Source organism: uncultured Tateyamaria sp. (genome assembly GCF_947487805.1).
In the GTDB taxonomy this organism is placed as follows: domain Bacteria; phylum Pseudomonadota; class Alphaproteobacteria; order Rhodobacterales; family Rhodobacteraceae; genus Tateyamaria.
The window spans coordinates 63,011-85,500 of the sequence record NZ_CANKXW010000002.1; the positions used below are offsets into that span (position 1 = coordinate 63,011).

A 22,490-nucleotide genomic window follows, 5' to 3' on the forward strand; every position below is an offset into this window, starting at 1 on the left:
TCGGACCAGATTTTCGAGCGGTATAGGTCCAGCGTTGCACACGCACGGGATAAGTCAAGCGTCTAGGTCGCTGCGTTGCGGAATGGGCCAGGTCGGCACTCAGAGTTCATGTGTCACATAAATTGTGGCGCGTATCCCATTGTTAGATATCGGTTTCGAGCGCCTCGATCCCATTCTTGGCAAACACGGGTACAAAAGCACCCAGCTGCTTGGCCCGCTCCGGGTTCGACGCGTTGCCATCCAGTGCACGCTTGAGCACGCCTTGGATGATTGCGCCCATGCGAAAAAAGCAGAACGCCACGAAAAAACCAAAGCGATCAATGCGCTCCAACCCGCGCCTGTTGCAATATTCCGCGACAAACTCCGCATCCGATGGCAAGCCCAGAGCGGCGCGGTCCACCCCCATCAACCCGCGCCCCTGCGCTCCGGCGGGCAATTGCCATTGCATGATCACCGATGCGAGGTCGGCGTAGGGGTGGCCGATTGTACTCAGTTCCCAATCGAGGACGGCCAGACAGCGGGTGCCATCCGCCTGGAAGATCATGTTGTCGATCCGGTAGTCGCCGTGCACCAATGTGCGCTGGCCGTCATCCTCGGGCATCTCGGACACAAGCCGTTCCATCAGCCGATTCATGGCGGGGATGTCTTGGGTTTCGGAAGCGCGATACTGTTTTGACCAGCGGCCCACCTGCCGTTCGAGGTAGTGGCCTGGGGGACCAAAATCTGCCAGGCCGACCGCATCCACGTCCACACTGTGCAGTGCGGCAAGGACCCGGTTCATGTCACCGATGACGGCCGACCGGTCAGCATTGCTGACGCCGTCCATGGTCGGCTCATTGAAATTGCGGCCAGCCACATGGTCCATGACATAGAAATCCGACCCGATCACATCCGCATCCTCGCATAGCAGATGCATCCGCGCGACGGGCACATCTGATCCGGCCAACGCGCTTTGCACGCGGAATTCACGGTCAACGGCGTGGGCGGATTTCAACAGCTGCCCCGGCGGTTTGCGGCGCAGCACGTACCGTCCGGCGGACGTGTCCAGCAGAAAGGTCGGGTTGGATTGCCCGCCTGCAAACTTGGTCGCAGTGACCGCCCCATCAAATCCGGGCAACTTGTCCCGGAGGTGTGCCGTGACGGCAGGAATATCGAGCGTTTGCGTGTCCATCCTATCCTCCGATTGCGGCTGCCATGCGCTTGCGGGCCGCATCATATTCGGCAGCGATGCGGTCCACCAGAACGCCAGCAGGCTCGACAGACGTAACGGCACCGATACCCTGCCCCGACCCCCAGATGGTTTTCCAGGCCTTGGGTTTGGACGATCCGCCAGAAAAGTTCATCGAAGACGCGTCCGCCGTGGGCAGGTTGTCGGGATCCATGCCCGCGGCGGCCACGGATCCGCGTAGGTAGTTGCCCCACACACCAGTAAAAAGTGACGAATAGACGATGTCTTCGGCTCCGCTGTCGACGATCATGTCCTTGTAACCTTGCACCGCGTTGGCCTCACGGGTCGCAATGAACGGCGATCCGACATAGCCGAAATCCGCCCCCAATGCCTGCGCGGCAAGCACGGCCTCGCCTGTGGCGATGGCGCCGGACAGAGCCAGCGGGCCGTCAAACCAGCTGCGGATTTCGCGGACAAGCGCAAAGGGCGACTGTTGCCCTGCATGCCCGCCCGCACCCGCCGCGACCGCAACCAGACCATCCGCGCCCTTTTCGATGGCCTTGCGGGCGAACGTATTGTTGATCACGTCATGCAGCACTACGCCACCGCAGCTGTGCGCGGCCTCGTTCACCTCGACCCGCGCGCCCAGCGACGTGATCCAGATCGGCACCTTGTGGCGGACGCAAATCTCGAGGTCGCGCTCCAGCCGTGCATTGGACCGGTGCACGATCTGGTTGATCGCAAACGGTGCGGCGGGCGTGTCGGGATTGGCCTGATTGTGCCTGTCCAGTTCTTCGGTGATCTGCGTCAGCCACGCGTCGAGCAAGGGCGGTTCGCCCTCGGCCTCGCGCGCGTTCAACGCCGCGAACGACCCGACGATGCCCGCCTTGCACTGGGCGATCACCAGCTCGGGGACAGAGATGATGAACAGCGGCGCCGCGATCAGCGGCAGGCGCAAACCCTGCAATGCAGACGGCAAATGGTGGTCAGGTCGCATCGTTTCGGCCTTCACGCGGATGCGCCGTAGCGCGGTGTATGGCTCGGAGCTTCACGACTTATAGCACTTCGAAGAGGCCAGCGGCCCCCATGCCGCCGCCAACGCACATGGTACACACGACATGGCGCGCACCGCGGCGTTTGCCCTCGATCAGCGCATGACCAACCATGCGCGCGCCCGACATGCCGTAGGGGTGGCCAATGGAAATCGCGCCACCGTTGACGTTCAACAGATCGTCCGGGATCCCAAGCGTGTCGCGGCAATAGAGGACCTGCACCGCAAAGGCCTCGTTCAATTCCCACAGGCCAATATCATCCATACCCAGCCCGTGGGCCGCCAGCAGTTTTGGAACGGCAAAGACCGGTCCGATACCCATTTCGTCCGGCTCGCAACCCGCAGCCATCACACCGACACAGCGGCCCAGCGGCGCCAGTCCCTTTTGCGCGGCAACGGAGGCTTCCATCACCACCGCCGCAGAAGCACCGTCGGACAATTGCGACGCGTTCCCGGCCGTGATGAACCCACCCTGATCGATATGGATGCCGCCCGAAAACACAGGCTTCAGACCTGCAACCGTCTCGTAGCTGGTGCCGGGCCGGTTGCCCTCGTCCTTGGCCAGGGTCACCTCATGTTCCGAGATCGCCTTGGTTTCCTTGTCCTGAAACTTCATGACTGTGGTCATGGGCACGATTTCATCGTCGAACCGACCGGCCTCTTGGGCGGCGGCGGTGCGGGCTTGCGATTGCACCGCATAGCGGTCCTGATCCTCGCGGCTGACGCCGTAACGCGCGGCGACGGTTTCCGCGGTTTCCAGCATGGTCATGTAAATCTCTGGCTTGTGCGCCTTGAGCCATGGATCGCCATGGGCGCGCATTTCCGGCGTCTGCACCATGGAGACGGATTCGACACCGCCCGCCACAACCACATCCATACCGTCCATCGCGACCTGTTTGGACGCCGTGGCGATGGCCATCATGCCGGACGCACATTGACGGTCAAGGCTCATCCCCGCGACGGTTACCGGCAGGCCCGCGCGGATTGCCGCCTGACGCGCGATGTTGCTGGCCGTGTGCCCCTGTTGCAGCGCCGCCCCCATCACGACGTCGCTCACCTCGGCCCCGTCGATGCCGGCCCGCGACACGGCGTGTTCGATGGCATGGGCGGCCAATGCCTGCGGCGTGGTGGCGTTGAACGCACCGCGATAGGCCTTGCCAATCGGGGTGCGGGCGGTGGAGACGATGACGGCGTCGCGCATGATCAGGTATCCTTTTGAATTGAGAGGTATGGACCGGGGCGCTGCCCCGGACCCCGAAGTTTATTTGGCAAGATGAAGGGGGATCGTCCGCTACCAGTCAAGCGCCACACCTTTCGCCTGGGCCGCGCGCAGCGCGTATTTTCGGGTTTGGGCAAAGGCATTTTCCATCGCCTCGGCATCCGAGGGATCCGAGATTTTGGCCCACTGGTCTGCCACCGCCTCGGGTGTGATGTCGCCTGTGAGCAGTGCGCCTTGGGTTTCGGTGATCTGCGTCACAGCGAAACACCCGCCGCCCGCGGCGAGGATGGTGCGGCGGGGCGCATCGCGGCTGACCAGATAAAGAACGCCGGGCGTGATCGTCTCGGGCTGCAAAAGCTCCAGGGCGGCCTCGGGCAGCAGCCCTTCGGTCATGGCGGTGGCCGCCGTGGGGGCGAGGGTGTTGATGCGGATATCATCGCGCACCCCTTCGAGGTGCAGAGTGTTCATCAGGCCGACCATGCCCGCCTTGGCAGCGGCATAGTTGGATTGCCCGAAATTGCCGTAGAGCCCGGACCCCGACGAGGTGAGCACGATCCGCCCATAGCGCTGCGCGCGCATGATCGGCCAGACCGCATGACAGCAGAGTGCGGTGCCCATGAGGTGCACCGTGATCACCTTGGCGAAATCCGCCATCTCCATCTTGGCAAATGTCTTGTCGCGCAGGATGCCTGCGTTGTTGATCAGAATGTCGATACGGCCCCAATGGGCCATGACCGTGTCGATCATCGCCTGAACATCGGCGGCATTGGAGACATCAGCCGCGACCGCCATCGCTTCGCCGCCAGCGGCGACGATGTCGGCCACCACATCATCGGCCACATGCATGTCGTTTACCACGACCCGCGCGCCGCGGGCGGCCAGCCCAAGCGCGTGGCTGCGGCCCAGCCCGGCCCCTGCCCCGGTGACAATTGCCACCTGATCGTCGAACCGGATCATCCGCCCAGTGCCGCCCGGAACAGGTTGGGGCCGGTCATGACCTGAATGCCCCCGGATACCGGTAGAACCGCGCCGGTCAGGTAGGCCCCACCGCGCCCGCAGAGGAACTGCATGCACCCGGCGATATCCTCATCCCGACCCACACGGCCCAGCGGAACATCAGCACCGACCTTGTCGCGCATCCCCTCGTCTGCGGTGGCAAAGGCGGTCATTTTGGACACGAACGGCCCCGGTGCCAGCGCGTTAACCGTCACGTGATGGGGGGCCAGTTCCTTGGCCATGATCTTGGTCATGTGCAACACCGCCGCCTTGGATGCCGCGTAGGAATAAGCGCCGTCCCCCATCGGTGCCTCGCCCATGACGGAACCCACGTTGACCACACGTGCGGGATCATCGGGCGTGGACGTGTCGATCAGCATCGGCAATAGCGATTGCGTAAGGTGAAACATCGCGGCCACGTTCACATTCATCACCTTGTCCCATGCGGCGTGGGGAAACTGGCCCATGGGCGCGCCCCAAGTGACGCCGGAATTGTTCATCAGGATGTGGAGAGCGCCCGTGCGGGCCTTGACCTCGGCCACCAGCGTGTCGATGCCTGCCTCGCTGCCAATGTCACCGGCAAACCCCTCGACCGATCCGGGCGCGTCCATCGCGTTCAGCTCGGCGGCCACCGCTTCGCAGGCATCTCCCTTGCGGCTGGCAATCAGCACGTGGGCCCCGGCCATCATCAGCCCCGTCGCGGCCATCCGCCCGATGCCCGTGGCACCCCCCGTGACAAGGGCCACTTTGCCCTCCAGCGAAAACAAGGTCTTGGGGTCCATCTGTCTCTCCTCCTCGGGCCTTACCGCGATGTCGCGCAGCGTGCGGGTTTACAGCACCGTACCCGCAACTGCAGGATGTGACAAAGGCGGGTGCATTGCACCCCTGCCGTAACGTCATGGGTGGGAGGACCCGATATGCACGCCATGCTCAGCACCGCCCCGGGCGGGCCCGACACCCTCGAATGGACTGACCTGCCCACGCCTGCGCCAAAGAAGGGCGAAGTGCGCATCGCGGTGCGTGCGGCCGGAGTGAATTTTCCCGACACGTTGATCATCGAGGACCTGTACCAGATCAAACCGCCACGTCCCTTCGCGCCCGGCGGCGAGGTGTCCGGCGTGGTCGAGGCGGTGGGCGACGGTGTCACCACGCTGGCCCAAGGCGACCGGGTACTGGCCATGACAGGCTTTGGCGGGTTCACCACGCATATCTGCACGCCTGCGACGTCCTGCGTGAAAATCCCCGACGCGATGCCCTTTGACGAGGCCGCGTGCTTTCTGTTCACCTACGGCACGTCGCACTACGCGCTCAAGGACCGTGGGCTGTTGCAGCCGGGCGAGACGCTGTTGATCCTTGGCGCGGCGGGTGGCGTTGGTGCCGCCGCGATTGAGCTGGGCAAGGCCGCAGGTGCGAGGGTCATTGCCGCTGTCAGCTCCGAAGAAAAGGCCGCGTTCTGCACATCGCTGGGCGCGGATGACACGATCATCTATCCCCGCGACATGGACCGCGACGCGCAAAAGGCGCTGGGTGCCGCGATCAAGACCGCTGCGGGCCCGAATGGTGTCGATGTCGCATATGATGCGGTCGGCGGCGATTATGCCAACCCGGTGATCCGGTCCATGGGTTGGAACGGCCGCTTTCTTGTCGTGGGTTTCCCCGCAGGGATACCATCCATCCCGTTGAACCTCGCGCTGCTGAAGTCGTGCCAGATCGTGGGTGTGTTCTGGGGCGCCTCGATCTACCGTGACCCAGCAGGTCACATGCAGAACGTTTCGGAATTGTTTGATTTATATGCAAAAGGAAAGGTCAAACCCCACATCTCCGCCCGGTTCCCGATGCAAGAAGCCGCCCAAGCGCTCGCGCTGATTTCAGACCGAAAGGTGCAGGGCAAGGTGGTCCTGACGTTGGACTAGAGGGTGTCGAGGTGCTGCGTTTCATTGAACCCGCGCACGATCATGCGGTCCCCGTGCACAACCAGCCGGCTGATCGATCCATTGGCTGCGCCCAGAAAGGCGAACGGCTCCGATCCCGTGGCCATCGCGAGCGCTGCGCCAATCACACCCCCATGAACAAAGACGGCCACACATGCGTCGGGGTGCGCATGCGCTATGTCGCGCAACCCCTTGCGCACACGTCCAAAAAACGCATCCCGCGTCTCGGCGCCGGGGATCGCGGCCCAGTCCTGCGTTTCGGTCACATGGCGATAGATCGGATCACCCTCGGCGGCTTTGATCCGGTAAAGGCCGCCATCCCAGTCGCCCAGATGGACCTCGTGCAGATCCGGGTTCTCGACCGGGGTCAAGCCAAGGTGCGCGGCCAAGGGTGCGGCCGTCTGGTGCGTGCGTGTCAACTTCGTCACGTAAATCGCTGCAAACGCTTCGGTTTTCAACCGTTCACCAACGGCCACAGCCTGCTTCTCTCCGACAGGATGCAAACGCGGATCTCCGTGCCCGTCTTTCATGGGAAAGCTGACACCAGGGCGCGCGGGCGCGCTTTCTCCGTGTCGGATCAGAAACAGATCAGCCGCCCCCGCGGGCGGTGTATAAACGGGCTGTCGATACTCTTTTGTCATGCCCGCACCCTTACACGAGGACCATTGAAATGACCAACCGCCAGATCGTTGTGGCCACCCTGCCCCAAGGCACGCTTGGCCCCGAACACTTTGCCATGAAGGATGTGGAAATGCCTGTACCCGGCGATGGCGAGGTGCTGTTGCGCACCATCCTGATGAGCATTGATGCGGCGAACCGGTCGTGGATGCAGGGCGCCACCTATCGCGACGCAGTACAGGCAGGCGATCCCATGCCCACCTATGCGATCTGCGAGGTGATCGAGAGCAAGTCACCCCGCCTGTCCCTCGGAGACATCGTCGCAGCAGAAAGCGTCTGGGCCGATCACGTCACGCGCCCCGCGCACAAGGTCCAGAAGCTGCCCAAGGTCGCGCCACTCAGCCACCTGCTGAGCGTCTATGGCATCGCGGGCAAGACGGCCTTCCATGGCTTGCTGAGTGTCGGACGGCCACTGGCGGGCGAAACCATCGTGGTGAGTGCGGCTGCCGGGTCCGTCGGCGGCTATGTCGGGCAAATCGGCAAGGCGCTGGGATGCCGGGTCGTGGGCATTGCCGGGGGCCCTGAGAAATGCACCTACGTCACCGACACCCTCGGATTTGACGCTTGTGTGGATTACCGCGCGGGCGGCGTGTTCAAGGCTCTTAGGACCGCCTGCCCTGATGGTGTAGATGTCTATTTCGACAATGTCGGCGGGACGATCCTCGAATCCACTCTCGCATTGATGAACGAACGCGGACGCGTGGTGTGCTGCGGCGCAATCAGCCAATATGACACGACCGCCCCGACCGGTCCGCGCAACCTGCCGGGCGTCGTGGTGGTCAAGCGTCTGCGCATGGAAGGTTTCATCGTGATGGACTTTGCCCATGACGATGCCAAGGCGACGCGCGCGTTGGGGGCGTGGGTCGCAGCGGGACAGATCAAGGTGACCGAAGATATCGTGGACGGGCTCGAAAACGCGCCTGCCGCCCTGATCGGCCTTCTCGCCGGCGACAACACCGGCAAGCGCATGGTACGCGTGGGGGCAGATCCCGAATGAGCATCGATGCAGCCCTCGCCCTGTTGGAGACACAGATTGGCACCGAGGTAGGCACATCGCGCTGGATCCTCGTTGATCAGGCGATGATCGACCGGTTTGCGGACACCACGCAGGACACCCAATGGATCCACACCGACCCCGACCGTGCGGCGCAAACGCCGCTGGGCGGCACAATCGCGCATGGGTTCCTCACGCTCAGCCTCGCGTCACGATTTGCCTATGACTGTTTCCCGATGCTGCCGGGCCAGACGATGGGGATCAATTACGGGTTTGATCGCATCCGGTTCCTATCGCCGGTGCGCGCCGGTCGCTCATTGCGGGGGCGCTTTACCCTCACTGGCGTGCACAAAAGGGACGCGAAAACCCTGATGCGCGAAACCCGCCTCACCATCGATATCGACGGTCAGGACACCCCTGCGCTTGTTGCAGATTGGCTTGGCCTCGCCGTGTTTGATTGAATGCCCCAAACCTGACACTGGACAGACCACCCACTCAGTCGCTAACACCGTTGCAACTCAAAGGTATTTTCGATGACTTCTGTCCTTGTTCTCAATGGGCCAAACCTGAATTTGCTGGGGACGCGCCAGCCCGAAATTTATGGCAAGACCACCCTCGCGGATGTCGAGGCGATGTGTGCGGCCCACGGCCAGACACTTGGTATTCAAGTGACCTGCCTTCAGTCCAACCACGAGGGCGCGCTTGTCGATGCGATCCAAGACGCCAAGGGCGTCTACGATGGTGTGGTGCTGAATGCGGGCGCCTACACGCACACCTCCATCGCGCTGCACGATGCAATTGTCGGCGTCGAATTGCCTGTGGTCGAACTGCACTTGTCAAACATCCACGCCCGCGAGACCTTTCGGCACACCAGTTTCATCGCGCCTGTCGCGGTCGGCATGATCTGCGGGTTCGGAGCGCGCGGATATATTTTGGCACTTGATGCGCTGATCGGTCATTTAGGGGGGACATCGTGAAAAGCTATCTGCACCGTCTGTCCAATTGCCAAACCATTGAAGAACTTTGGGAAGCGCACAGCCGCAAGATGGCGGAGTTCGGCTTTGACCGGTTGATCTACGGCTTTACCCGCTATCGGTCGGGCAATTCGCTGGGCGATCCAGAGGATTTCATCATCCTGACCAACCACGACCGGGCCTACACGGACGTTTTCATGGGGGAACAGCACTATGTCCATGCTCCCATGGTCAACTGGGCGCTCAACAACGAGGGCGCGTGCAGCTGGGGTATCCTGTCGCAAATGCAGTCGACCAAAACGCTGACACCTGCCGAACAGCGGGTGCTGGAATTCAACTATTCCATGGGCGTGACAGCGGGCTTCACGATCAGCTTCCGCTCCGTTTCCGCGCGCTCAAAAGGTGCCATCGCCCTGACAGCCCGCAAGGGCATGACCCAAGACGAGGTCGACGCCATCTGGGCCGAGCATGGCCGTGATATCCATTTGATGAACAACGTCGCCCACCTCAAGATTCTCACCCTGCCCTATACAGCGCCCAACAGATCGCTGACCAAGCGTCAGCGTGAGGCGTTGGAATGGGTAGGCGACGGCAAGACTATGCAGGATATTGCCGTTTTGATGGGGTTGACCTCGGCCACGGTGGAAAAACATCTGCGGCTCGCGCGCGAGGCACTTGCGGTTGAAACAACGGCACAAGCCGTGCTCAAGGCGGCCTTTGCCAACCAGATGTTCATCCTCGAAGCCTAGCTGAATTTGATGATTCTCCGCACGCCGGAGGCGTTTACAACCCAAGCGTTTGCGATCACGGAAATATGCGAACATGCGACGCCTTGGTTGCAATTTCGAACTTTCGTGACTGTCGATCCTCGAAATTCCTCGCTCTGAAAACAGCCAATTTGCACAAAAAACAGGCGGCAGCTACATGCCAGCGTTGAAGAGACGGCGAAATCGAAACGAAGTCTTGCTCAACAGTTCGATTGGCGACGCCAGACCAGCTCATCCGCTGTTACACGTGCCGTAATCTCGTTTTTATTACTAAGAAACAGATAGTTACCATACCTCGGGCCGCAGTGATGCGGCCAAATGATTGCCGGAAAATGCAGCGTTGGCGACATAAAACACCGAACGACCCCGCGTCATTCGCAATTTTTGACCACCGGGTAAGGAATCCCCCACTTCTTAACGGCGGGTAAATTTGTCATTCTAGTGATGTTCCGTGAGTGGTGGCTTTAGCCAGGGAACAACGGGACGGACCCTTCGCAATACCGGAGGTAGTCCGTTCCGACCGGTCTAACCGGACCCGGCTCACCTGTGTATTGATCCATGGGTGGGCCGGACTCTTGAAAGCGTCCACGTGTCTCATCCCCGTGGCCAAGGACGCCGACAAATGGCGGGATTGCGACCCCAAACGTGGTCCCGCCAATCCCTTTCAGATACCTGCATATGTATCCGTCGCCGCGCGGATCGCCCGTCGCATGTCGCGGTCCAGCGCGGAATGCGCCGACCCGTCAAGGATGTGCAACGTGCTGGCCGGCCAGTCTCGGTTCAACTCCCATGCACCTCGCAGGGGACATGACGGATCGTACCGGCTGTGGATCATGGTGCAGGGGATGTGGGCCATCCGCTCGACCTGACGCAACAGCACGCCGTCGTCGAGCCACGCACCGTGGGTGAAAAAATGCGTGACGATACGCGCAAATCCCAGGCGAAAGGCCGCATCGGCATAGCGTGATCCCGGGTCGGAAATATCCCCGCCGAAGATTGCCGTCTCCCATTGGCACCACGCATCCGCGGCGGCCTGCGCCGTGGCGTTATCGCGCAGACGCGCGGCATAGGCGGCGATCCGGTCCGGTGTATGTTCGGGGCCGCCGCCCACATCCGGGACATGGCCTGCAAAGGCTTGGAAGGCTTCGGGGAATATGTTCCCGATATCGCCATAGAGCCACCGGAGATCACGCGCGCTGGTCGTCGCGACGCCCGCAAGCACCAGAGCAATCACCCGCGCCGGATGCGCTTGCGCATAGGCCATGGCAAGGGTTGATCCCCAAGAGCCTCCGAACACGACCCATTTCTCAATACCATAGTGCCTGCGCGCGGCCTCGATATCGCGGATCAGGTGCTGGGTTGTGTTGCTGTCCAACGCCGCGAGGTCACGCGCGGCGGCAGGTGTGCTGCGCCCGCATCCACGCTGGTCCATCAACGTCACCCGATACCGAGACAAATCAAAGAGGTCGTAATGCGCATCGGTGCACCCGGATCCCGGCCCCCCATGCAGCACGAGCGCAGGCTGCCCCTGCCCGGCTTGCTCAATATGGATCCGGTGCCCTTCGCCTACGTCCAGCATCACAGAACATCCCTCCACCACAAATGCAAAACGGCGCCCCATCGCTGGTGCGCCGCTTGCTTAGACAGTTGGAACGGTCAGGCTCAGCCCTGAACCGCCTTGGCCACCTCGGCAGCAAAGTCTTCTTTTTCGACTTCGATGCCTTCGCCCACTTCGAGGCGCGCAAACCCGGTGATTGTCGCGCCCGCTTCCTTGGCCGCCGCTTCGACGGTCAGGTCAGGGTTCACAACGAATTGCTGGTTCAGCAGGGTGATCTCGGACATGAATTTCTTCATCCGGCCGATGATCATTTTCTCGATCACCTGCTCGGGCTTGCCGCTTTCGCGGGCAATGTCCATCTGGACCTGCTTTTCTTTCTCGACCACGGCCGGGTCCAGATCGTCTTCGCCCAATGCGGCAGGGTTCACGGCGGCGATGTGCATCGCAACCTGCTTGCCAAACGCTTCGTCGCCACCGTTCATGGCCACCAGAACGCCGATCTTGCCCATGCCGGCGGTTGCGGCGTTGTGGACATAGGACACAACCGTGTCACCGGACAGCTTGGCCATACGGCGCACGCTCATGTTCTCACCGATGGTGGCAATCTTGTCGGTCACGACGTCACCAACGGACTTGCCACCCATGTCTGCCGCGACCAGCGCGTCGACGTCGTCGACGGTCAGCGCCGTCTTTGCGATGCCGGACACCATCTCCTGGAATTCGGCGTTCTTGCCGACAAAGTCGGTTTCGGAGTTCACTTCGACAGCCACGCCCGTGCCACCGTCCACAACGACGGCCACGAGGCCCTCGGCTGCGGTACGACCGGATTTCTTGGCGGCCTTCGCCAGGCCCTTGGTGCGCAGCCAGTCAACGGCAGCTTCCATGTCACCATCCGTCTCGGTCAGCGCTTTTTTCGCGTCCATCATGCCTGCGCCCGTGCTGTCGCGCAGTTCTTTCACCAATGCTGCTGTGATTGCCATCTCTTGGCTCTCCTCAAATAGGTGTGGTTGCGGCAGGCTTTCGCCCGCCGCATATGTCAGATGTGTGACAGCGATCAGCTGTCGGCCTTGGCCACAGTCTCTTGCGTGGATTCCAGATCCAGCGGTGCGTCCTTGGACATCGCGTCGTTGGATACCGTTTCCGAGGATGCGGCACCCACTTCAACGCCGGTGCTCTCTTCGGCAACGGCCTCTTCGACGGGGGCCTCTTCCATGGCGCCGAGGTCAACACCGGCCGCACCCAGCTGGGCGCTCATGCCGTCGAGGGCTGCGCGCGATGCCAGATCGCAATACAGGGCGATGGCACGGGCCGCGTCGTCGTTGCCGGGGATGATGTAGTCCACACCGTCGGGCGAGCAGTTGGTGTCAACCACGGCCACAACCGGGATGCCCAGCTTGTTGGCTTCGGCCACGGCCAGCGCTTCTTTCTTGACGTCGATGACGAAGAGCAGGTCAGGACGACCGCCCATTTCGCGGATACCGCCGAGGCTGGCTTGCAGCTTGCCCTGGTCACGTTCCATGCCCAGACGCTCTTTCTTCGTCAGGCCTTCGAACCCGCGCTCGGACTGCTCGTCAATCGACTTCAGACGGTTTATCGACTGGGACACGGTCTGCCAGTTGGTCAGTGTGCCGCCCAGCCAGCGGTGGTTCATGTAGTATTGCGCGCATTTCTCCGCCGCTTCCGCGATGGGTTGCGCCGCTTGACGCTTGGTGCCCACGAACAGAACGCGCCCACCCTTGGCAACGGTGTCACGCACCGCCTGCAGGGCCTGGTCCAGCATGGGAACCGTCTGTGTCAGGTCCATGATGTGGATGCCGTTGCGCGCGCCGTAAATGAACGGGCCCATACGGGGATTCCAACGCTGTGTCTGGTGACCAAAGTGAACGCCTGCTTCGAGCAGCTGACGCATGGAGAACTCGGGAAGAGCCATGTGCTTTATCCTTTTTCCGGTTTTCGCCTTGCCCGGGGTATCAGTGCGGATGCACCAACCGGTGGACAACGCGGGGATGTCTCCCCCGACCTGCCCGCCCCGGACTGCGGATTGATGGGCGCGCATTAGGCCACCCACAGCCAAATGGCAAGCCCCAAATGCACAGCGCCCCCGAACACGCGACCCGATCCCCAAACCAAGCAAAGCGCGCAGGCGTGGATGCCGGCGGGCTCAGGGTCCAGCCGCCGCCGGTAGAATCGCGTCACGGCCTTGGCCGTGGCCGCAGGATCACGTCAAAATCAGCTCTCGTGCGGCACAGCCGCCAGACCATGCCCAGCCAGAACCGCTGTCTGCGCCGCAGCGGCCAGCGCCTTGCGGTCGCGCATCTCGGCCACGCGGATCGGTGCATGATAAACCACCTCGACACGCCCCTGACGCGGCTGCGCCAACGTCACCAGCAAATGCGGCCCAAACTCCATATCCCCCCACCAGCCATAAAGGCGCACAGGCGCCCCTTTCGGTGCATGGTAGGTCACCGATACCGGCTGCACCCACATCCCCTCCCGCAGACCGGGCGCAAAGAACGCCTCGAAGAGCGTTGTCTTGAACGGCAGAACCCGCAGACCATCGGTGCTTGTGCCTTCGGGGAAAAACAGCAGCCGGTGCCCGTCCTCCATCCGGCGCCGGAACAGAGCTGTCTGCGCCTTGGCCTCGCGCCGGTCGCGCGCGATGAACACCGTGCCCGTGACGCGCGCCAGCAGCCCGATACCCGGCCACGCGGCCACTTCGGATTTCGACACGAAGTACACCCGATCCGACGCGTTCAGCACAAAGATGTCGAGCCAACTTGAATGATTGGCGACAACCGCCCCCGGCATCGTCATCGGCCGCCCCGTCCGGCCATAAGACAGCCCCATCCACATGAGCGACACCCGGCAAACGGCCTGCGTCACCCATGGGCTCAACGGCCGACCCGCCCCGAAAAACGGCCGCTCGATCAGCCGCAAGGGCAACAGCACTGTTAGGCCCAGCAGGATCGTCACAAGGATCAAGAGGCCCCGCAGCGCAATACGCACCCACCCCAAAGGGCCGATCCGCGGCTCGTCAGGTGGCGGCGCACCGTCCCAGATGACACTCATGCGACGGCCCCGTAAATCCGCCGCTGCCGGGCCGACAACGCATTGGTGTCCATGATCAGGCAGACATCTGTGGTATTGAACCGATGATCCACAAACGCCCCCTCGCCCACCACGCCACCCAGCCGCAGATAGGCCTTGATCAAGGCAGGGATCTTCACCATCGCAGCCTTCCGGTCGATCTGGCCCGCGGGCAGCAGATCCATCGACACCGCATGGGGTGCCCGCGCCACCACGCGCAACTCTGGGCCCGCTAAATGCCGCTGATGCAACAGTGACAAGGGCTGTGCCAAGGCCTGTGTGTCGGTGCCGTGAAAGGACGCAACGCCAAACAGGACCTCGATCTCGTGGCGCGCGACATAATCCGCCAGCCCGTTCCACAGATGGTACAGGGCCGCCCCGCCCCGGTACTCGGCCCGCACGCAGGACCGCCCCAGTTCCAGCAGCCGCCGCCCCGTGGCGCGCAACGGCGTCAGATCATATTCATCCTCCGAATAGAACTGGCCCGCCGCCGCAGCCTGGCTGCTGCGCAGCATCCGATAGACGCCCACGACAGCGCCAATCGCGTCGTCGTAAAGCAGCATGTGATCAAAGAACGGATCGAACCGGTCCCGCTCAAGGCGCGCCGCGTGATCCACCATCGCGCCATCGCCGCCCAGCTCGGTCACGAAGACCTCGTAGCGCAACGCCTGTGCCGCGCGCAGCATCTCTTCGCTGCTGGCCAACGCGATGCGAAAGGCAGGATCGTGGGTCAGTGTCATCGCGGCGGGTGTAGCGGGCGATGCCCACAAAGGTAAAGCCCCGCGAAACGCCGCATGGTGAGCAGTTGCATCGCGTTAAGGTTTCAGAAAGGATAATCAGGCATCAAACACCGGAACCAGTGCAATGCGTCGTCCATCGATGACAATCTTTCCCGTATCCGGGAAATTGACAGTGACACGGCCGCCGACATTGCTTTGTACTTGACCAATTCCCCACTCCGAATGGTCGGGATGGCGGACCAACATGCCGGGGGCCAGAATGGCGTTTAGATCTTCCATATTCGACCCTTCCGGTTCGTTCAGCGCGCGGGGTGCCCATGGGCCAAACTAATGTAAACCTGGCGGCCCTGATCGGCAGCCGCATTTGTCACGATCTGATATCGCCTATCGGTGCGATCAACAACGGCCTCGAACTTCTGGGCATGTCCGATGACCGCGACGGCCCCGAGATTGACCTGATCTCGGAAAGTGTCGGCAACGCCAGCGCGCGGATCCGGTTCTTCAGAATCGCCTATGGCGCGGCCAGCGATCAGGCCATGGGCCGGGCAGAGGTCGTGTCGATCCTCAATGACACAATGAAAGGTGGCCGCCTGACGGTGGCTTACGGCCCCCTGGATGAAAAACCGCGTTGGGCGGTCCGCATGGCCTTTCTCGCCATCCAGTGCCTTGAAACCAGCATGCCCTATGGCGGACGGATCGAGGTCAATTGCGACAACGGGGCTTGGACGATCACCGGCTATTCGCAGAAATCCAACCCGGACGACACGCTGTGGTCGCTGCTTGACGGCACAGAGCCGGAGGACCTGGCTCCGGCGCATGTGCAATTTGCACTGCTGCCCGCCGTGGCCAACGATGCCGAACGCACCGTCACCGGCGAGATCGAGGCAGAGCGGATGCGCATCCTGTTCTAGGCGCGTACCGTCCCCTGCCCCCGCACCAGGTACTTGAAGCTGGTCAACTGCGCAGCCCCCACCGGGCCACGCGCGTGCATCTTGCCCGTTGCAATACCGATCTCCGCGCCCATCCCGAACTCTCCGCCATCAGCAAACTGGGTCGATGCGTTGTGCATCAGAATGGCGCTGTCCAACTCGCGCATGAACCGCGCGGCGGCGGCGGCGTCCTCGGTCAGGATGCAGTCGGTGTGATTGGACCCGTAAGTGCGGATATGGGCCATCGCCGCGTCCAGATCCGGCACAACCCGCGCGGCGATCTCCATATCAAGATATTCCTTGCCCCAATCGGCGTCCGTGGCCCGGATGACACCCTCAAGTGTTTGCAGCGCCACATCCGCATGGACCGTCACACCCGCATCCATCAAGGCGCGCACAACGCCCTGACCAATCGTGGTGGCGACATCCTCGTGGATCAACAGACACTCCGCCGCACCGCAGATCCCAGTGCGCCGCGTTTTGGCATTCAGAACGACCTTCAGAACGGTTTCAGGGTCCGCATCCTTGTCGATATAGATGTGCACGATCCCTTCGAGATGGGCAAAGACCGGCACCCGCGCCTCGCGCTGCACAAGCCCCACCAGCCCCTTGCCACCGCGCGGCACGATCACGTCGATCGTGTCCACCATGGTCAGCATTTCGGACACCGCGGCGCGGTCGCGCGTCGGCACCAGCTGGATCGCGTCCTCTGGCAGGTTCGCGTCACGCAACCCCGCCACCATCGCGGCGTGGATGGCAGAGGACGAATGAAAACTCTCCGACCCGCCGCGCAGGATCACGGCATTGCCTGCCTTCAGGCACAAGGCCCCGGCATCGGCCGTGACATTGGGGCGGCTCTCATAGATCACACCGACGACGCCCAGCGGTGTGCGCACGCGCTGGATGTGCAGGCCCGTCGGTTGGGTCCAGTCGGCCAGCACCTCGCCCACCGGGTCGGCCTGTTCGGCCACGGCGCGCAGCCCGTCCACAATGGACTGAATCCGGCTTTCGTCCAGCGCGAGGCGGTCCATCATCGCATCCGACAACCCCTTTTCGCGGCCGAACTCAAGGTCCCGCGCATTGGCCGCGATGATCGTCTCGCGGCTGTTCCAGACATGCTCTGCCGCGCTGATCAGGGCCGCATGCTTGCGTTCGGCACTGGCAAAGGCCAGCTCCGCCGCGGCCGCCTTGGCGCGTGTTCCAATCTCTGCCATCAGGCTGGGAATGTCGGCAAAGTCTTTCATCTGTCGCGTCCTTGTTGCGTCGGGTCCGGCGACCCTGATCCTAATCCAATTCCGGGTTACAGCGCCATATCATCGCGGTGGATCAATGCCGCGCGCCCCGGATAGCCCAAAAGCGCTTCGATCTCTCCGCTTTGATGGCCTGCGATAATGCGGGCTTCCTTGGCGGTGTACCGGCTGAGCCCGAGGCCGAGTTGTTGACCGTCGGGGCCGGTGATCGCCACCGGTTCGCCCCGCCCGAACGCGCCGGATACGGCCTGCACCCCGGCGGGCAGCAGGCTGTTGCCACGCGACAGGGCGCGTGCTGCACCGGCGTCCAGAACCAGCGTGCCGCACGGCTTCATCGCCGCGATCCAGCGTTTGCGCGCGGCCTGCGGGTCCAGCGTGGCGGTAAACCATGTGGCCGGCGCACCCGTGTCCAGCGCGCGCAGCGGCCGATGCGCCGCACCGTGGCAGATCGCCATCGCACATCCCGCCGCTGTCGCCGTCTTGGCCGCCATGATCTTGGTCTTCATCCCGCCCTTGGACAGGCCCGACCCCGCATCGCCCGCCATCGCCTCGATCTCGGGCGTGATCTGGTCGATCACATCATAGCGGGTGGCCGTCGCGTCCTGCGCCGGGTTCGCCGAATAGAACCCATCCACATCTGACAGCAGCACCAGTTGGTCGGCACCGATGGTCGCCGCGATCTGGGCGGCCAGCCGGTCATTGTCGCCAAAGCGGATCTCGTCCGTGGCAACGGTGTCGTTCTCGTTCACGATGGGCAGCGCGCCAAAGGACACGAGTGTCTCAAGCGTTGCGCGGGAATTGAGATAGCGCCGCCGATCCCGGCTGTCTTCGAGCGTCATCAGGACCTGCGCGGTGGTGATACCATGAGGCGCCATTGCCTCTTCGTAGGCGCGGGCAAGCCGGATCTGGCCTACAGCCGCCGCTGCCTGCGATTGCTCAAGCGCCAGATCAGTTGCGGGCAGGTTCAGCACGCCGCGCCCCAGCGCGATGGAGCCCGAGGACACCAGCACAACCTGCACGCCCGCCGATTTCAGCCACGCCACATCCTGGGCCAGCCCGTCCAGCCAATCGGCGCGCAACGCGCCCGTGTCACGATCCACCAGCAGCGCCGACCCGATCTTGACGACCAGACGCCGGGCGTCGGTCAGGGACGCCATGGTTCTGCCTCGGCCTGAGGGGCCAGGCGCAAACGGTCATCGTCGATCTGGCTGCGCAAAGCCCGCAGCACGTCCGTGACACCCTCGCGCGCGACACTGGACATCATCATCACCGGGCCGCCCGCGGCCTCTTCCAAAGCGGCGCGCGCCTCGGCGCGTTCCTCGTCATCAAGGGCGTCGATCTTGTTCAGAACGGTGATGCGCGGCTTGTCGGCCAGATCGCCGCCATAGGCTTCGAGCTCGCCGATGATGGTCGCATAATCCTCGGCCACCGTCTCTGATGTGCCGTCGATCAGGTGCAACAGCACCGCACAGCGTTCGACATGGCCCAGAAACAAATCGCCCAGGCCGCGCCCCTCGGACGCGCCTTCGATCAGGCCGGGGATGTCGGCCACCACGAACTCCGCATTGTCCACCCCCACAACGCCCAGGTTCGGGTGCAGTGTGGTGAACGGGTAATCGGCGATCTTGGGGCGCGCGTTCGATGTGGTCGCCAGAAAGGTCGACTTGCCCGCATTGGGCAGGCCCAGCAGGCCCACATCGGCAATCAGTTTGAGACGCAGCCACAGCGTGCGCTCCACCCCCTCCTGTCCGGGGTTCGAGCGGCGCGGCGCCTGGTTCGTGGCGGATTTGAAGTGCAGGTTGCCCCAACCACCATTGCCCCCGCGCGCCAGTTCGACACGCTGGCCCAGCTCTGTCATGTCGGCAATGAGCGTTTCCTGATCCTCGTCCAGGATCTCTGTCCCCACGGGGACACGCAGCACAATGTCGTCGCCATCCTTGCCCGTGCGCTGCCGTCCCATGCCGGGCACGCCGTTCTTGGCAAAGAAGTGCTGCTGGTAGCGGAAATCGATCAGCGTGTTCAGCCCGTCGACCGCCTCGGCCCAGACCGACCCGCCGCTGCCGCCATCGCCGCCATCGGGCCCACCGTATTCAATATACTTTTCGCGCCGGAACGAGATGCACCCGTTCCCGCCCGAACCGGAGCGGATGTAGACTTTGGCCAGATCAAGAAACTTCATGGCGTGCGTCCTAGTGCAGATCGCGGCCAAAGGGAACGGCGTTTCGCGCGCCTCCCCCCCGGCGGATGTGCTGGGGTCAGAGTTTGCGACTGTAGGTCCAGGTCGGCACGGCCGCGTCACGCGCAACGCAGAACGATTCCGCATCGCCCAGGTATTCGAACCCGCAATGGGTCAACACCCGCGCCGAGGCCGGATTGTCCTGAAACACCGATGCGAACATATTGGCATGCTGCATCGGGTTCGCCTCGACCAGCGCCTGCACCGCGTCCGAGGCAAGGCCGGTGTTCCAGAACGGCGGCGCCACCCAATAGACGACCTCGGACTGGTTCCGGTCCATCCGTTCCAGCGAAATCAGCCCCATCACCTCGGCGCCGCCGGTCTTGTGCCCATCCATCGCCCAAACGTCTTCGTCACGCTCGTCCGCCATAGCGCGGGTGACATAGGCCTCCGTCATGCCCGGCGGGACCGGGTGCGGGATCGATGTCGTCATGCGAGCCACGCGTGCGTCGCTTGCATACATGTCGATCAGCCCCATGTCCGATTTGCGCAGCGGACGCAGCACGAACCGCTCGGTTTCGATCACGGGTTGGGTCACGATCTTCTCCATCTCCATTGTTATGTTCCTCCTCCGAACAGAACAAACAGCACCGACGCGACGGTCAGCCCTGCGAGGGTGTACATCAGATAGGGTTCCGCGGACGTTCCTGCGAGGGTGCGCGCGATGCGATCGCCTGCAAGTGTCCAGAGCGGATGCAAAACCAGCTGTGTCGCCAGCAATACCGCGGCGATTGTTGCGGTCGCGATAACAGGATCCGTGCCGGGGCTGACAAAGCCGGTAAAGCCCGCGACGATCATCGCCCACGCCTTGGGGTTGAGCGGGTGCACGATAAGGCCCGCGGCAAAGCCCGGTGCCTTTGCGGCCGCATCCGACGGGCCCAGACGCAGGTTTGCCACCTTCCACGCCAGCCACAGGATATAGGCCGCCGACACCCATTTGAGCGTTTCGAACACCCAAGGGGCCCGTGTTGCCAGCTCCATCAGCCCAAAGCCCACGGGCCAGATCACGAATTGCTTGCCAAGCGCCACGCCCGCCACGAATGGCAGGGCCGCGCGAAATCCATAACGCGCGCCTGTGGCCAGCAAGGCCATGTTGGCCGGGCCGGGCGTGCCCACCTGACTGGCGGCAAAGACTGCGAATGTGGCGACCGCGACGCTCATCCCAGCCGCACCAGATCACGGTCAAGCAGCCCCATCATCAGGTCATCATGCCACGCGTTGCCGATAAGGGCCGCTTCACGCTCGCGCCCTTCGACGGCGAAACCGACCTTTTCATAGGACGCGATGGCGCGCGCATTGAAATCCAGCACCCGGCAGCCCAGACGGTGCAGGCCCATCGTGTCAAAGGCATGCATCGACAAAAGCTGCATCGCCTCCGTGCCATGGCCCTGACCCAGCGCGTCGGGGTCCAGAATGCCGATGGCAATCTGCGCCCGCTTGTCTGCATGGTTGACCGTATGCAACCGGATCGCACCGATCAGCGCGCCGCCGACTTCGATGATCCACGCATAGGCCTCGTTGATCTGGGACTGCACCCAGAACTCGGCCGCCTCGCGGGTGATGTCACGGACCTGGCTCGGGTCAGCCCCGAACATCGCCTGAATTTGCGGCGTGTTGCCGAGGGCAAAGCGTGCGTCAACGTCATCGGGGCGCGCGTCGCGCAATGTTACGCGCGGGCCGGTCAGAATGGGTTTGTCGTGTTGGGCCATGATGTGCCCTCGCTTTAAAAAGAAAAAGGGACCGGCGGTGTCCGCCGATCCCTGATTTTCAAAACCTTTTGGGTCCGGCTTATTCAGCGGCCTCCGCGACTGGGAGCACGGAAATGAACGTACGGTTCTTGAGACCCTTGTGGAAGGTCACAGCGCCGTCGACAGTTGCAAAGATCGTGTGGTCCTTGCCCATGCCAACGCCTTCGGCTGGCCAAAACTTGGTGCCGCGCTGACGCACGATGATGTTTCCGGGAATGACAGCTTCGCCGCCATATTTCTTCACGCCAAGACGGCGGCCAGCGGAGTCGCGACCGTTACGGGATGAACCGCCTGCTTTTTTATGTGCCATGCGTCTCTCTCCTTAACCTTTGGTCTTTTCCTGGGCCTGAGCGATCCAGCCTTCGCGCTCGATCCGGCCTTTGAAAGACAGTTTCTCGTCCATATCAGCAACATCCTCGGGCGTCCATGCCGCGATTTGTGCGAACGTGGTGACACCGTTTTCATGCAGCTTTTTCTCAAGCGCGGGGCCCACACCGGACAGTTCCTTGAGATCGTCAGCGCCTGCGGCGGCTGCGGCCTTCTTGGGGGCTGCCTTCTTGGCCTCTTTCTTGGGGGCCTCGGCGGGTGCTTCGGCCTTGGGAGCGTCGGCTTTCTTGGCTTTCTTCGGTGCAGCAGCAGCGGCAACCACGGCGGCCACGCCAAAGCCTGCGCCGTTTTCAGCAGCCATCACGCCCGACTTGTCCGCGCCAGAGGCCAGGATGTCGGTCACGCGCACCAGCGTCAGTTGCTGGCGGTGGCCCTTGGTCCGCTTGGAGCTGTGCTTCCGGCGGCGCTTGACGAAGTTGATCGTCTTGGGGCCTTTGATCTGTTCGATGACTTCGGCTTGCACGCCTGCACCGTCAACAACGGGGGATCCGACAACGGGGCTGTCGCCACCGATCATCAGAACTTCGTTGAATTGGACTTTGTCACCTGCATTTGCGGCCAGTTTTTCAACGCGGAGCGTGTCGCCCGATTGAACTTTGTACTGTTTGCCGCCGGTTTTCAGAACCGCGAACATATGGTCGTTCCTTTGTCTACCGCGTCCTGTGGCCCCGGGGTCCCGGTGTTTGTGAGCGTGCCTTGCGCACGACCGCCTCGAACAGCGTGTCCCCGCGGGGACATCATTGAATCAAAACCGGCCAGCGTCGTGCTGGCCAGAGA

The 22,490-nt window shown here is 62.8% G+C and carries 26 protein-coding genes; 6 read left to right on the plus strand and 20 right to left on the minus strand.

The window, feature by feature from the left end:
- Nucleotides 1-142: 142 nt before the first annotated feature.
- The 5 genes from Q0949_RS05960 to Q0949_RS05980 all read right to left on the minus strand — a co-directional run bounded on the left by Q0949_RS05960 (nt 143) and on the right by Q0949_RS05980 (nt 5,216).
- Nucleotides 143-1,171 (minus strand): phosphotransferase family protein, encoded by a 1,029-nt coding sequence (locus Q0949_RS05960; RefSeq protein WP_299369655.1) that lies wholly within the window; start codon nt 1,169-1,171, stop codon nt 143-145.
- A 1-nt stretch (nt 1,172) separates the two neighbouring features.
- Nucleotides 1,173-2,165 carry a nitronate monooxygenase family protein gene (locus Q0949_RS05965; RefSeq protein WP_299369657.1) on the minus strand — a complete coding sequence of 331 codons (993 nt, stop codon included), beginning with the start codon at nt 2,163-2,165 and terminating at the stop codon, nt 1,173-1,175.
- A gap of 58 nt (nt 2,166-2,223) precedes the next feature.
- Nucleotides 2,224-3,420, minus strand: a complete 1,197-nt coding sequence (locus Q0949_RS05970; RefSeq protein ID WP_299369659.1) for an acetyl-CoA C-acyltransferase — start codon at nt 3,418-3,420, stop codon at nt 2,224-2,226.
- Between the two features lie 90 nt (nt 3,421-3,510).
- Nucleotides 3,511-4,395: an SDR family NAD(P)-dependent oxidoreductase gene (locus Q0949_RS05975; RefSeq protein WP_299369661.1), complete on the minus strand. Its 885-nt coding sequence runs from the start codon at nt 4,393-4,395 to the stop codon at nt 3,511-3,513.
- Nucleotides 4,392-5,216: an SDR family NAD(P)-dependent oxidoreductase gene (locus Q0949_RS05980; protein ID WP_299369663.1), complete on the minus strand. Its 825-nt coding sequence runs from the start codon at nt 5,214-5,216 to the stop codon at nt 4,392-4,394. Before Q0949_RS05980 ends, Q0949_RS05975 begins: the two co-directional genes overlap by 4 nt.
- Nucleotides 5,217-5,351: 135 nt before the next feature.
- Between Q0949_RS05980 and Q0949_RS05985 the strand changes: the two genes are divergently transcribed.
- On the plus strand, nt 5,352-6,347 hold the full coding sequence (locus tag Q0949_RS05985) for an NADPH:quinone oxidoreductase family protein (RefSeq protein WP_299369665.1): 996 nt from the start codon (nt 5,352-5,354) through the stop codon (nt 6,345-6,347).
- Here Q0949_RS05985 and Q0949_RS05990 read toward each other — a convergent pair.
- Nucleotides 6,344-7,006, minus strand: a complete 663-nt coding sequence (locus tag Q0949_RS05990; RefSeq protein WP_299369667.1) for a histidine phosphatase family protein — start codon at nt 7,004-7,006, stop codon at nt 6,344-6,346. The genes Q0949_RS05985 and Q0949_RS05990 overlap by 4 nt on opposite strands.
- 29 nt (nt 7,007-7,035) lie before the next feature.
- Here Q0949_RS05990 and Q0949_RS05995 point away from each other — a divergent pair, with 29 nt between their 5' ends.
- The 4 genes from Q0949_RS05995 (at nt 7,036) to Q0949_RS06010 (ending at nt 9,760) form a co-directional block, all read left to right on the plus strand.
- Nucleotides 7,036-8,040, plus strand: a complete 1,005-nt coding sequence (locus Q0949_RS05995) for an NADP-dependent oxidoreductase (protein ID WP_299369669.1) — start codon at nt 7,036-7,038, stop codon at nt 8,038-8,040.
- Complete coding sequence (locus tag Q0949_RS06000; RefSeq protein WP_299369671.1) at nt 8,037-8,498, plus strand: MaoC family dehydratase; 462 nt, start codon at nt 8,037-8,039, stop codon at nt 8,496-8,498. The genes Q0949_RS05995 and Q0949_RS06000 overlap by 4 nt, the downstream gene beginning before the upstream one ends.
- Before the next feature lie 72 nt (nt 8,499-8,570).
- Nucleotides 8,571-9,014: a type II 3-dehydroquinate dehydratase gene (gene aroQ / locus Q0949_RS06005; RefSeq protein ID WP_299369672.1), complete on the plus strand. Its 444-nt coding sequence runs from the start codon at nt 8,571-8,573 to the stop codon at nt 9,012-9,014.
- Complete coding sequence (locus Q0949_RS06010) at nt 9,011-9,760, plus strand: LuxR family transcriptional regulator (RefSeq protein ID WP_299369674.1); 750 nt, start codon at nt 9,011-9,013, stop codon at nt 9,758-9,760. The genes aroQ and Q0949_RS06010 overlap by 4 nt, the downstream gene beginning before the upstream one ends.
- Before the next feature lie 682 nt (nt 9,761-10,442).
- Here Q0949_RS06010 and pip read toward each other — a convergent pair.
- The 6 genes from pip to Q0949_RS06040 all read right to left on the minus strand — a co-directional run bounded on the left by pip (nt 10,443) and on the right by Q0949_RS06040 (nt 15,442).
- Nucleotides 10,443-11,357 carry a prolyl aminopeptidase gene (pip, locus tag Q0949_RS06015; RefSeq protein WP_299369676.1) on the minus strand — a complete coding sequence of 305 codons (915 nt, stop codon included), beginning with the start codon at nt 11,355-11,357 and terminating at the stop codon, nt 10,443-10,445.
- An 83-nt stretch (nt 11,358-11,440) separates the two neighbouring features.
- Complete coding sequence (tsf, locus tag Q0949_RS06020) at nt 11,441-12,316, minus strand: translation elongation factor Ts (RefSeq protein WP_299369678.1); 876 nt, start codon at nt 12,314-12,316, stop codon at nt 11,441-11,443.
- A gap of 74 nt (nt 12,317-12,390) precedes the next feature.
- Nucleotides 12,391-13,266 carry a 30S ribosomal protein S2 gene (rpsB, locus tag Q0949_RS06025; RefSeq protein ID WP_299369680.1) on the minus strand — a complete coding sequence of 292 codons (876 nt, stop codon included), beginning with the start codon at nt 13,264-13,266 and terminating at the stop codon, nt 12,391-12,393.
- Between the two features lie 299 nt (nt 13,267-13,565).
- Complete coding sequence (locus Q0949_RS06030) at nt 13,566-14,405, minus strand: lysophospholipid acyltransferase family protein (protein ID WP_299369682.1); 840 nt, start codon at nt 14,403-14,405, stop codon at nt 13,566-13,568.
- Nucleotides 14,402-15,163, minus strand: a complete 762-nt coding sequence (locus Q0949_RS06035) for a GNAT family N-acyltransferase (protein WP_299369684.1) — start codon at nt 15,161-15,163, stop codon at nt 14,402-14,404. The genes Q0949_RS06030 and Q0949_RS06035 overlap by 4 nt, the downstream gene beginning before the upstream one ends.
- A 96-nt stretch (nt 15,164-15,259) precedes the next feature.
- Nucleotides 15,260-15,442: a DUF3553 domain-containing protein gene (locus Q0949_RS06040; RefSeq protein ID WP_299369686.1), complete on the minus strand. Its 183-nt coding sequence runs from the start codon at nt 15,440-15,442 to the stop codon at nt 15,260-15,262.
- A gap of 38 nt (nt 15,443-15,480) precedes the next feature.
- Here Q0949_RS06040 and Q0949_RS06045 point away from each other — a divergent pair, with 38 nt between their 5' ends.
- Nucleotides 15,481-16,074, plus strand: coding sequence for a histidine phosphotransferase family protein (locus Q0949_RS06045; RefSeq protein ID WP_299369688.1), 594 nt, complete (start codon nt 15,481-15,483; stop codon nt 16,072-16,074).
- Here the strand turns inward: Q0949_RS06045 and Q0949_RS06050 are convergent.
- The 8 genes from Q0949_RS06050 to Q0949_RS06085 form a co-directional block, all read right to left on the minus strand.
- Complete coding sequence (locus Q0949_RS06050; protein WP_299369690.1) at nt 16,071-17,336, minus strand: glutamate-5-semialdehyde dehydrogenase; 1,266 nt, start codon at nt 17,334-17,336, stop codon at nt 16,071-16,073. The genes Q0949_RS06045 and Q0949_RS06050 overlap by 4 nt on opposite strands.
- Nucleotides 17,337-17,392: 56 nt before the next feature.
- Entirely contained in the window at nt 17,393-18,499 is a 1,107-nt protein-coding gene (gene proB, locus Q0949_RS06055; protein WP_299369692.1) for a glutamate 5-kinase, read from the minus strand.
- Complete coding sequence (gene obgE, locus Q0949_RS06060; protein ID WP_299369694.1) at nt 18,487-19,521, minus strand: GTPase ObgE; 1,035 nt, start codon at nt 19,519-19,521, stop codon at nt 18,487-18,489. The genes proB and obgE overlap by 13 nt, the downstream gene beginning before the upstream one ends.
- Nucleotides 19,522-19,597: 76 nt before the next feature.
- Nucleotides 19,598-20,134, minus strand: a complete 537-nt coding sequence (locus tag Q0949_RS06065) for a GNAT family N-acetyltransferase (protein WP_299369696.1) — start codon at nt 20,132-20,134, stop codon at nt 19,598-19,600.
- A gap of 2 nt (nt 20,135-20,136) precedes the next feature.
- On the minus strand, nt 20,137-20,739 hold the full coding sequence (locus Q0949_RS06070) for a LysE family translocator (RefSeq protein ID WP_299369698.1): 603 nt from the start codon (nt 20,737-20,739) through the stop codon (nt 20,137-20,139).
- Complete coding sequence (locus tag Q0949_RS06075; protein WP_299369700.1) at nt 20,736-21,287, minus strand: GNAT family protein; 552 nt, start codon at nt 21,285-21,287, stop codon at nt 20,736-20,738. Before Q0949_RS06075 ends, Q0949_RS06070 begins: the two co-directional genes overlap by 4 nt.
- Before the next feature lie 79 nt (nt 21,288-21,366).
- Nucleotides 21,367-21,636, minus strand: a complete 270-nt coding sequence (gene rpmA, locus Q0949_RS06080) for a 50S ribosomal protein L27 (RefSeq protein ID WP_299145275.1) — start codon at nt 21,634-21,636, stop codon at nt 21,367-21,369.
- 12 nt (nt 21,637-21,648) lie between these two features.
- Entirely contained in the window at nt 21,649-22,347 is a 699-nt protein-coding gene (locus Q0949_RS06085) for a 50S ribosomal protein L21 (protein WP_299369702.1), read from the minus strand.
- Nucleotides 22,348-22,490: the final 143 nt, after the last annotated feature.

Coding starts and splice junctions, on each gene's coding strand:
- proB (WP_299369692.1), bottom strand. CDS start 18,499: ATGGCGTCCCTGACCGACGCCCGGCGTCTGGTCGTCAAGATCGGGTCG.
- aroQ (WP_299369672.1), top strand. CDS start 8,571: ATGACTTCTGTCCTTGTTCTCAATGGGCCAAACCTGAATTTGCTGGGG.
- Q0949_RS05990 (WP_299369667.1), bottom strand. CDS start 7,006: ATGACAAAAGAGTATCGACAGCCCGTTTATACACCGCCCGCGGGGGCG.
- Q0949_RS05960 (WP_299369655.1), bottom strand. CDS start 1,171: ATGGACACGCAAACGCTCGATATTCCTGCCGTCACGGCACACCTCCGG.
- Q0949_RS05970 (WP_299369659.1), bottom strand. CDS start 3,420: ATGCGCGACGCCGTCATCGTCTCCACCGCCCGCACCCCGATTGGCAAG.
- rpsB (WP_299369680.1), bottom strand. CDS start 13,266: ATGGCTCTTCCCGAGTTCTCCATGCGTCAGCTGCTCGAAGCAGGCGTT.
- Q0949_RS05980 (WP_299369663.1), bottom strand. CDS start 5,216: ATGGACCCCAAGACCTTGTTTTCGCTGGAGGGCAAAGTGGCCCTTGTC.
- Q0949_RS05965 (WP_299369657.1), bottom strand. CDS start 2,165: ATGCGACCTGACCACCATTTGCCGTCTGCATTGCAGGGTTTGCGCCTG.
- obgE (WP_299369694.1), bottom strand. CDS start 19,521: ATGAAGTTTCTTGATCTGGCCAAAGTCTACATCCGCTCCGGTTCGGGC.
- Q0949_RS06065 (WP_299369696.1), bottom strand. CDS start 20,134: ATGGAGATGGAGAAGATCGTGACCCAACCCGTGATCGAAACCGAGCGG.
- Q0949_RS06085 (WP_299369702.1), bottom strand. CDS start 22,347: ATGTTCGCGGTTCTGAAAACCGGCGGCAAACAGTACAAAGTTCAATCG.
- Q0949_RS05995 (WP_299369669.1), top strand. CDS start 7,036: ATGACCAACCGCCAGATCGTTGTGGCCACCCTGCCCCAAGGCACGCTT.
- Q0949_RS06045 (WP_299369688.1), top strand. CDS start 15,481: ATGGGCCAAACTAATGTAAACCTGGCGGCCCTGATCGGCAGCCGCATT.
- Q0949_RS05975 (WP_299369661.1), bottom strand. CDS start 4,395: ATGATCCGGTTCGACGATCAGGTGGCAATTGTCACCGGGGCAGGGGCC.
- pip (WP_299369676.1), bottom strand. CDS start 11,357: ATGCTGGACGTAGGCGAAGGGCACCGGATCCATATTGAGCAAGCCGGG.
- Q0949_RS06050 (WP_299369690.1), bottom strand. CDS start 17,336: ATGAAAGACTTTGCCGACATTCCCAGCCTGATGGCAGAGATTGGAACA.
- Q0949_RS06070 (WP_299369698.1), bottom strand. CDS start 20,739: ATGAGCGTCGCGGTCGCCACATTCGCAGTCTTTGCCGCCAGTCAGGTG.
- Q0949_RS06030 (WP_299369682.1), bottom strand. CDS start 14,405: ATGAGTGTCATCTGGGACGGTGCGCCGCCACCTGACGAGCCGCGGATC.
- Q0949_RS05985 (WP_299369665.1), top strand. CDS start 5,352: ATGCACGCCATGCTCAGCACCGCCCCGGGCGGGCCCGACACCCTCGAA.
- rpmA (WP_299145275.1), bottom strand. CDS start 21,636: ATGGCACATAAAAAAGCAGGCGGTTCATCCCGTAACGGTCGCGACTCC.
- Q0949_RS06040 (WP_299369686.1), bottom strand. CDS start 15,442: ATGGAAGATCTAAACGCCATTCTGGCCCCCGGCATGTTGGTCCGCCAT.
- tsf (WP_299369678.1), bottom strand. CDS start 12,316: ATGGCAATCACAGCAGCATTGGTGAAAGAACTGCGCGACAGCACGGGC.
- Q0949_RS06075 (WP_299369700.1), bottom strand. CDS start 21,287: ATGGCCCAACACGACAAACCCATTCTGACCGGCCCGCGCGTAACATTG.
- Q0949_RS06035 (WP_299369684.1), bottom strand. CDS start 15,163: ATGACACTGACCCACGATCCTGCCTTTCGCATCGCGTTGGCCAGCAGC.
- Q0949_RS06000 (WP_299369671.1), top strand. CDS start 8,037: ATGAGCATCGATGCAGCCCTCGCCCTGTTGGAGACACAGATTGGCACC.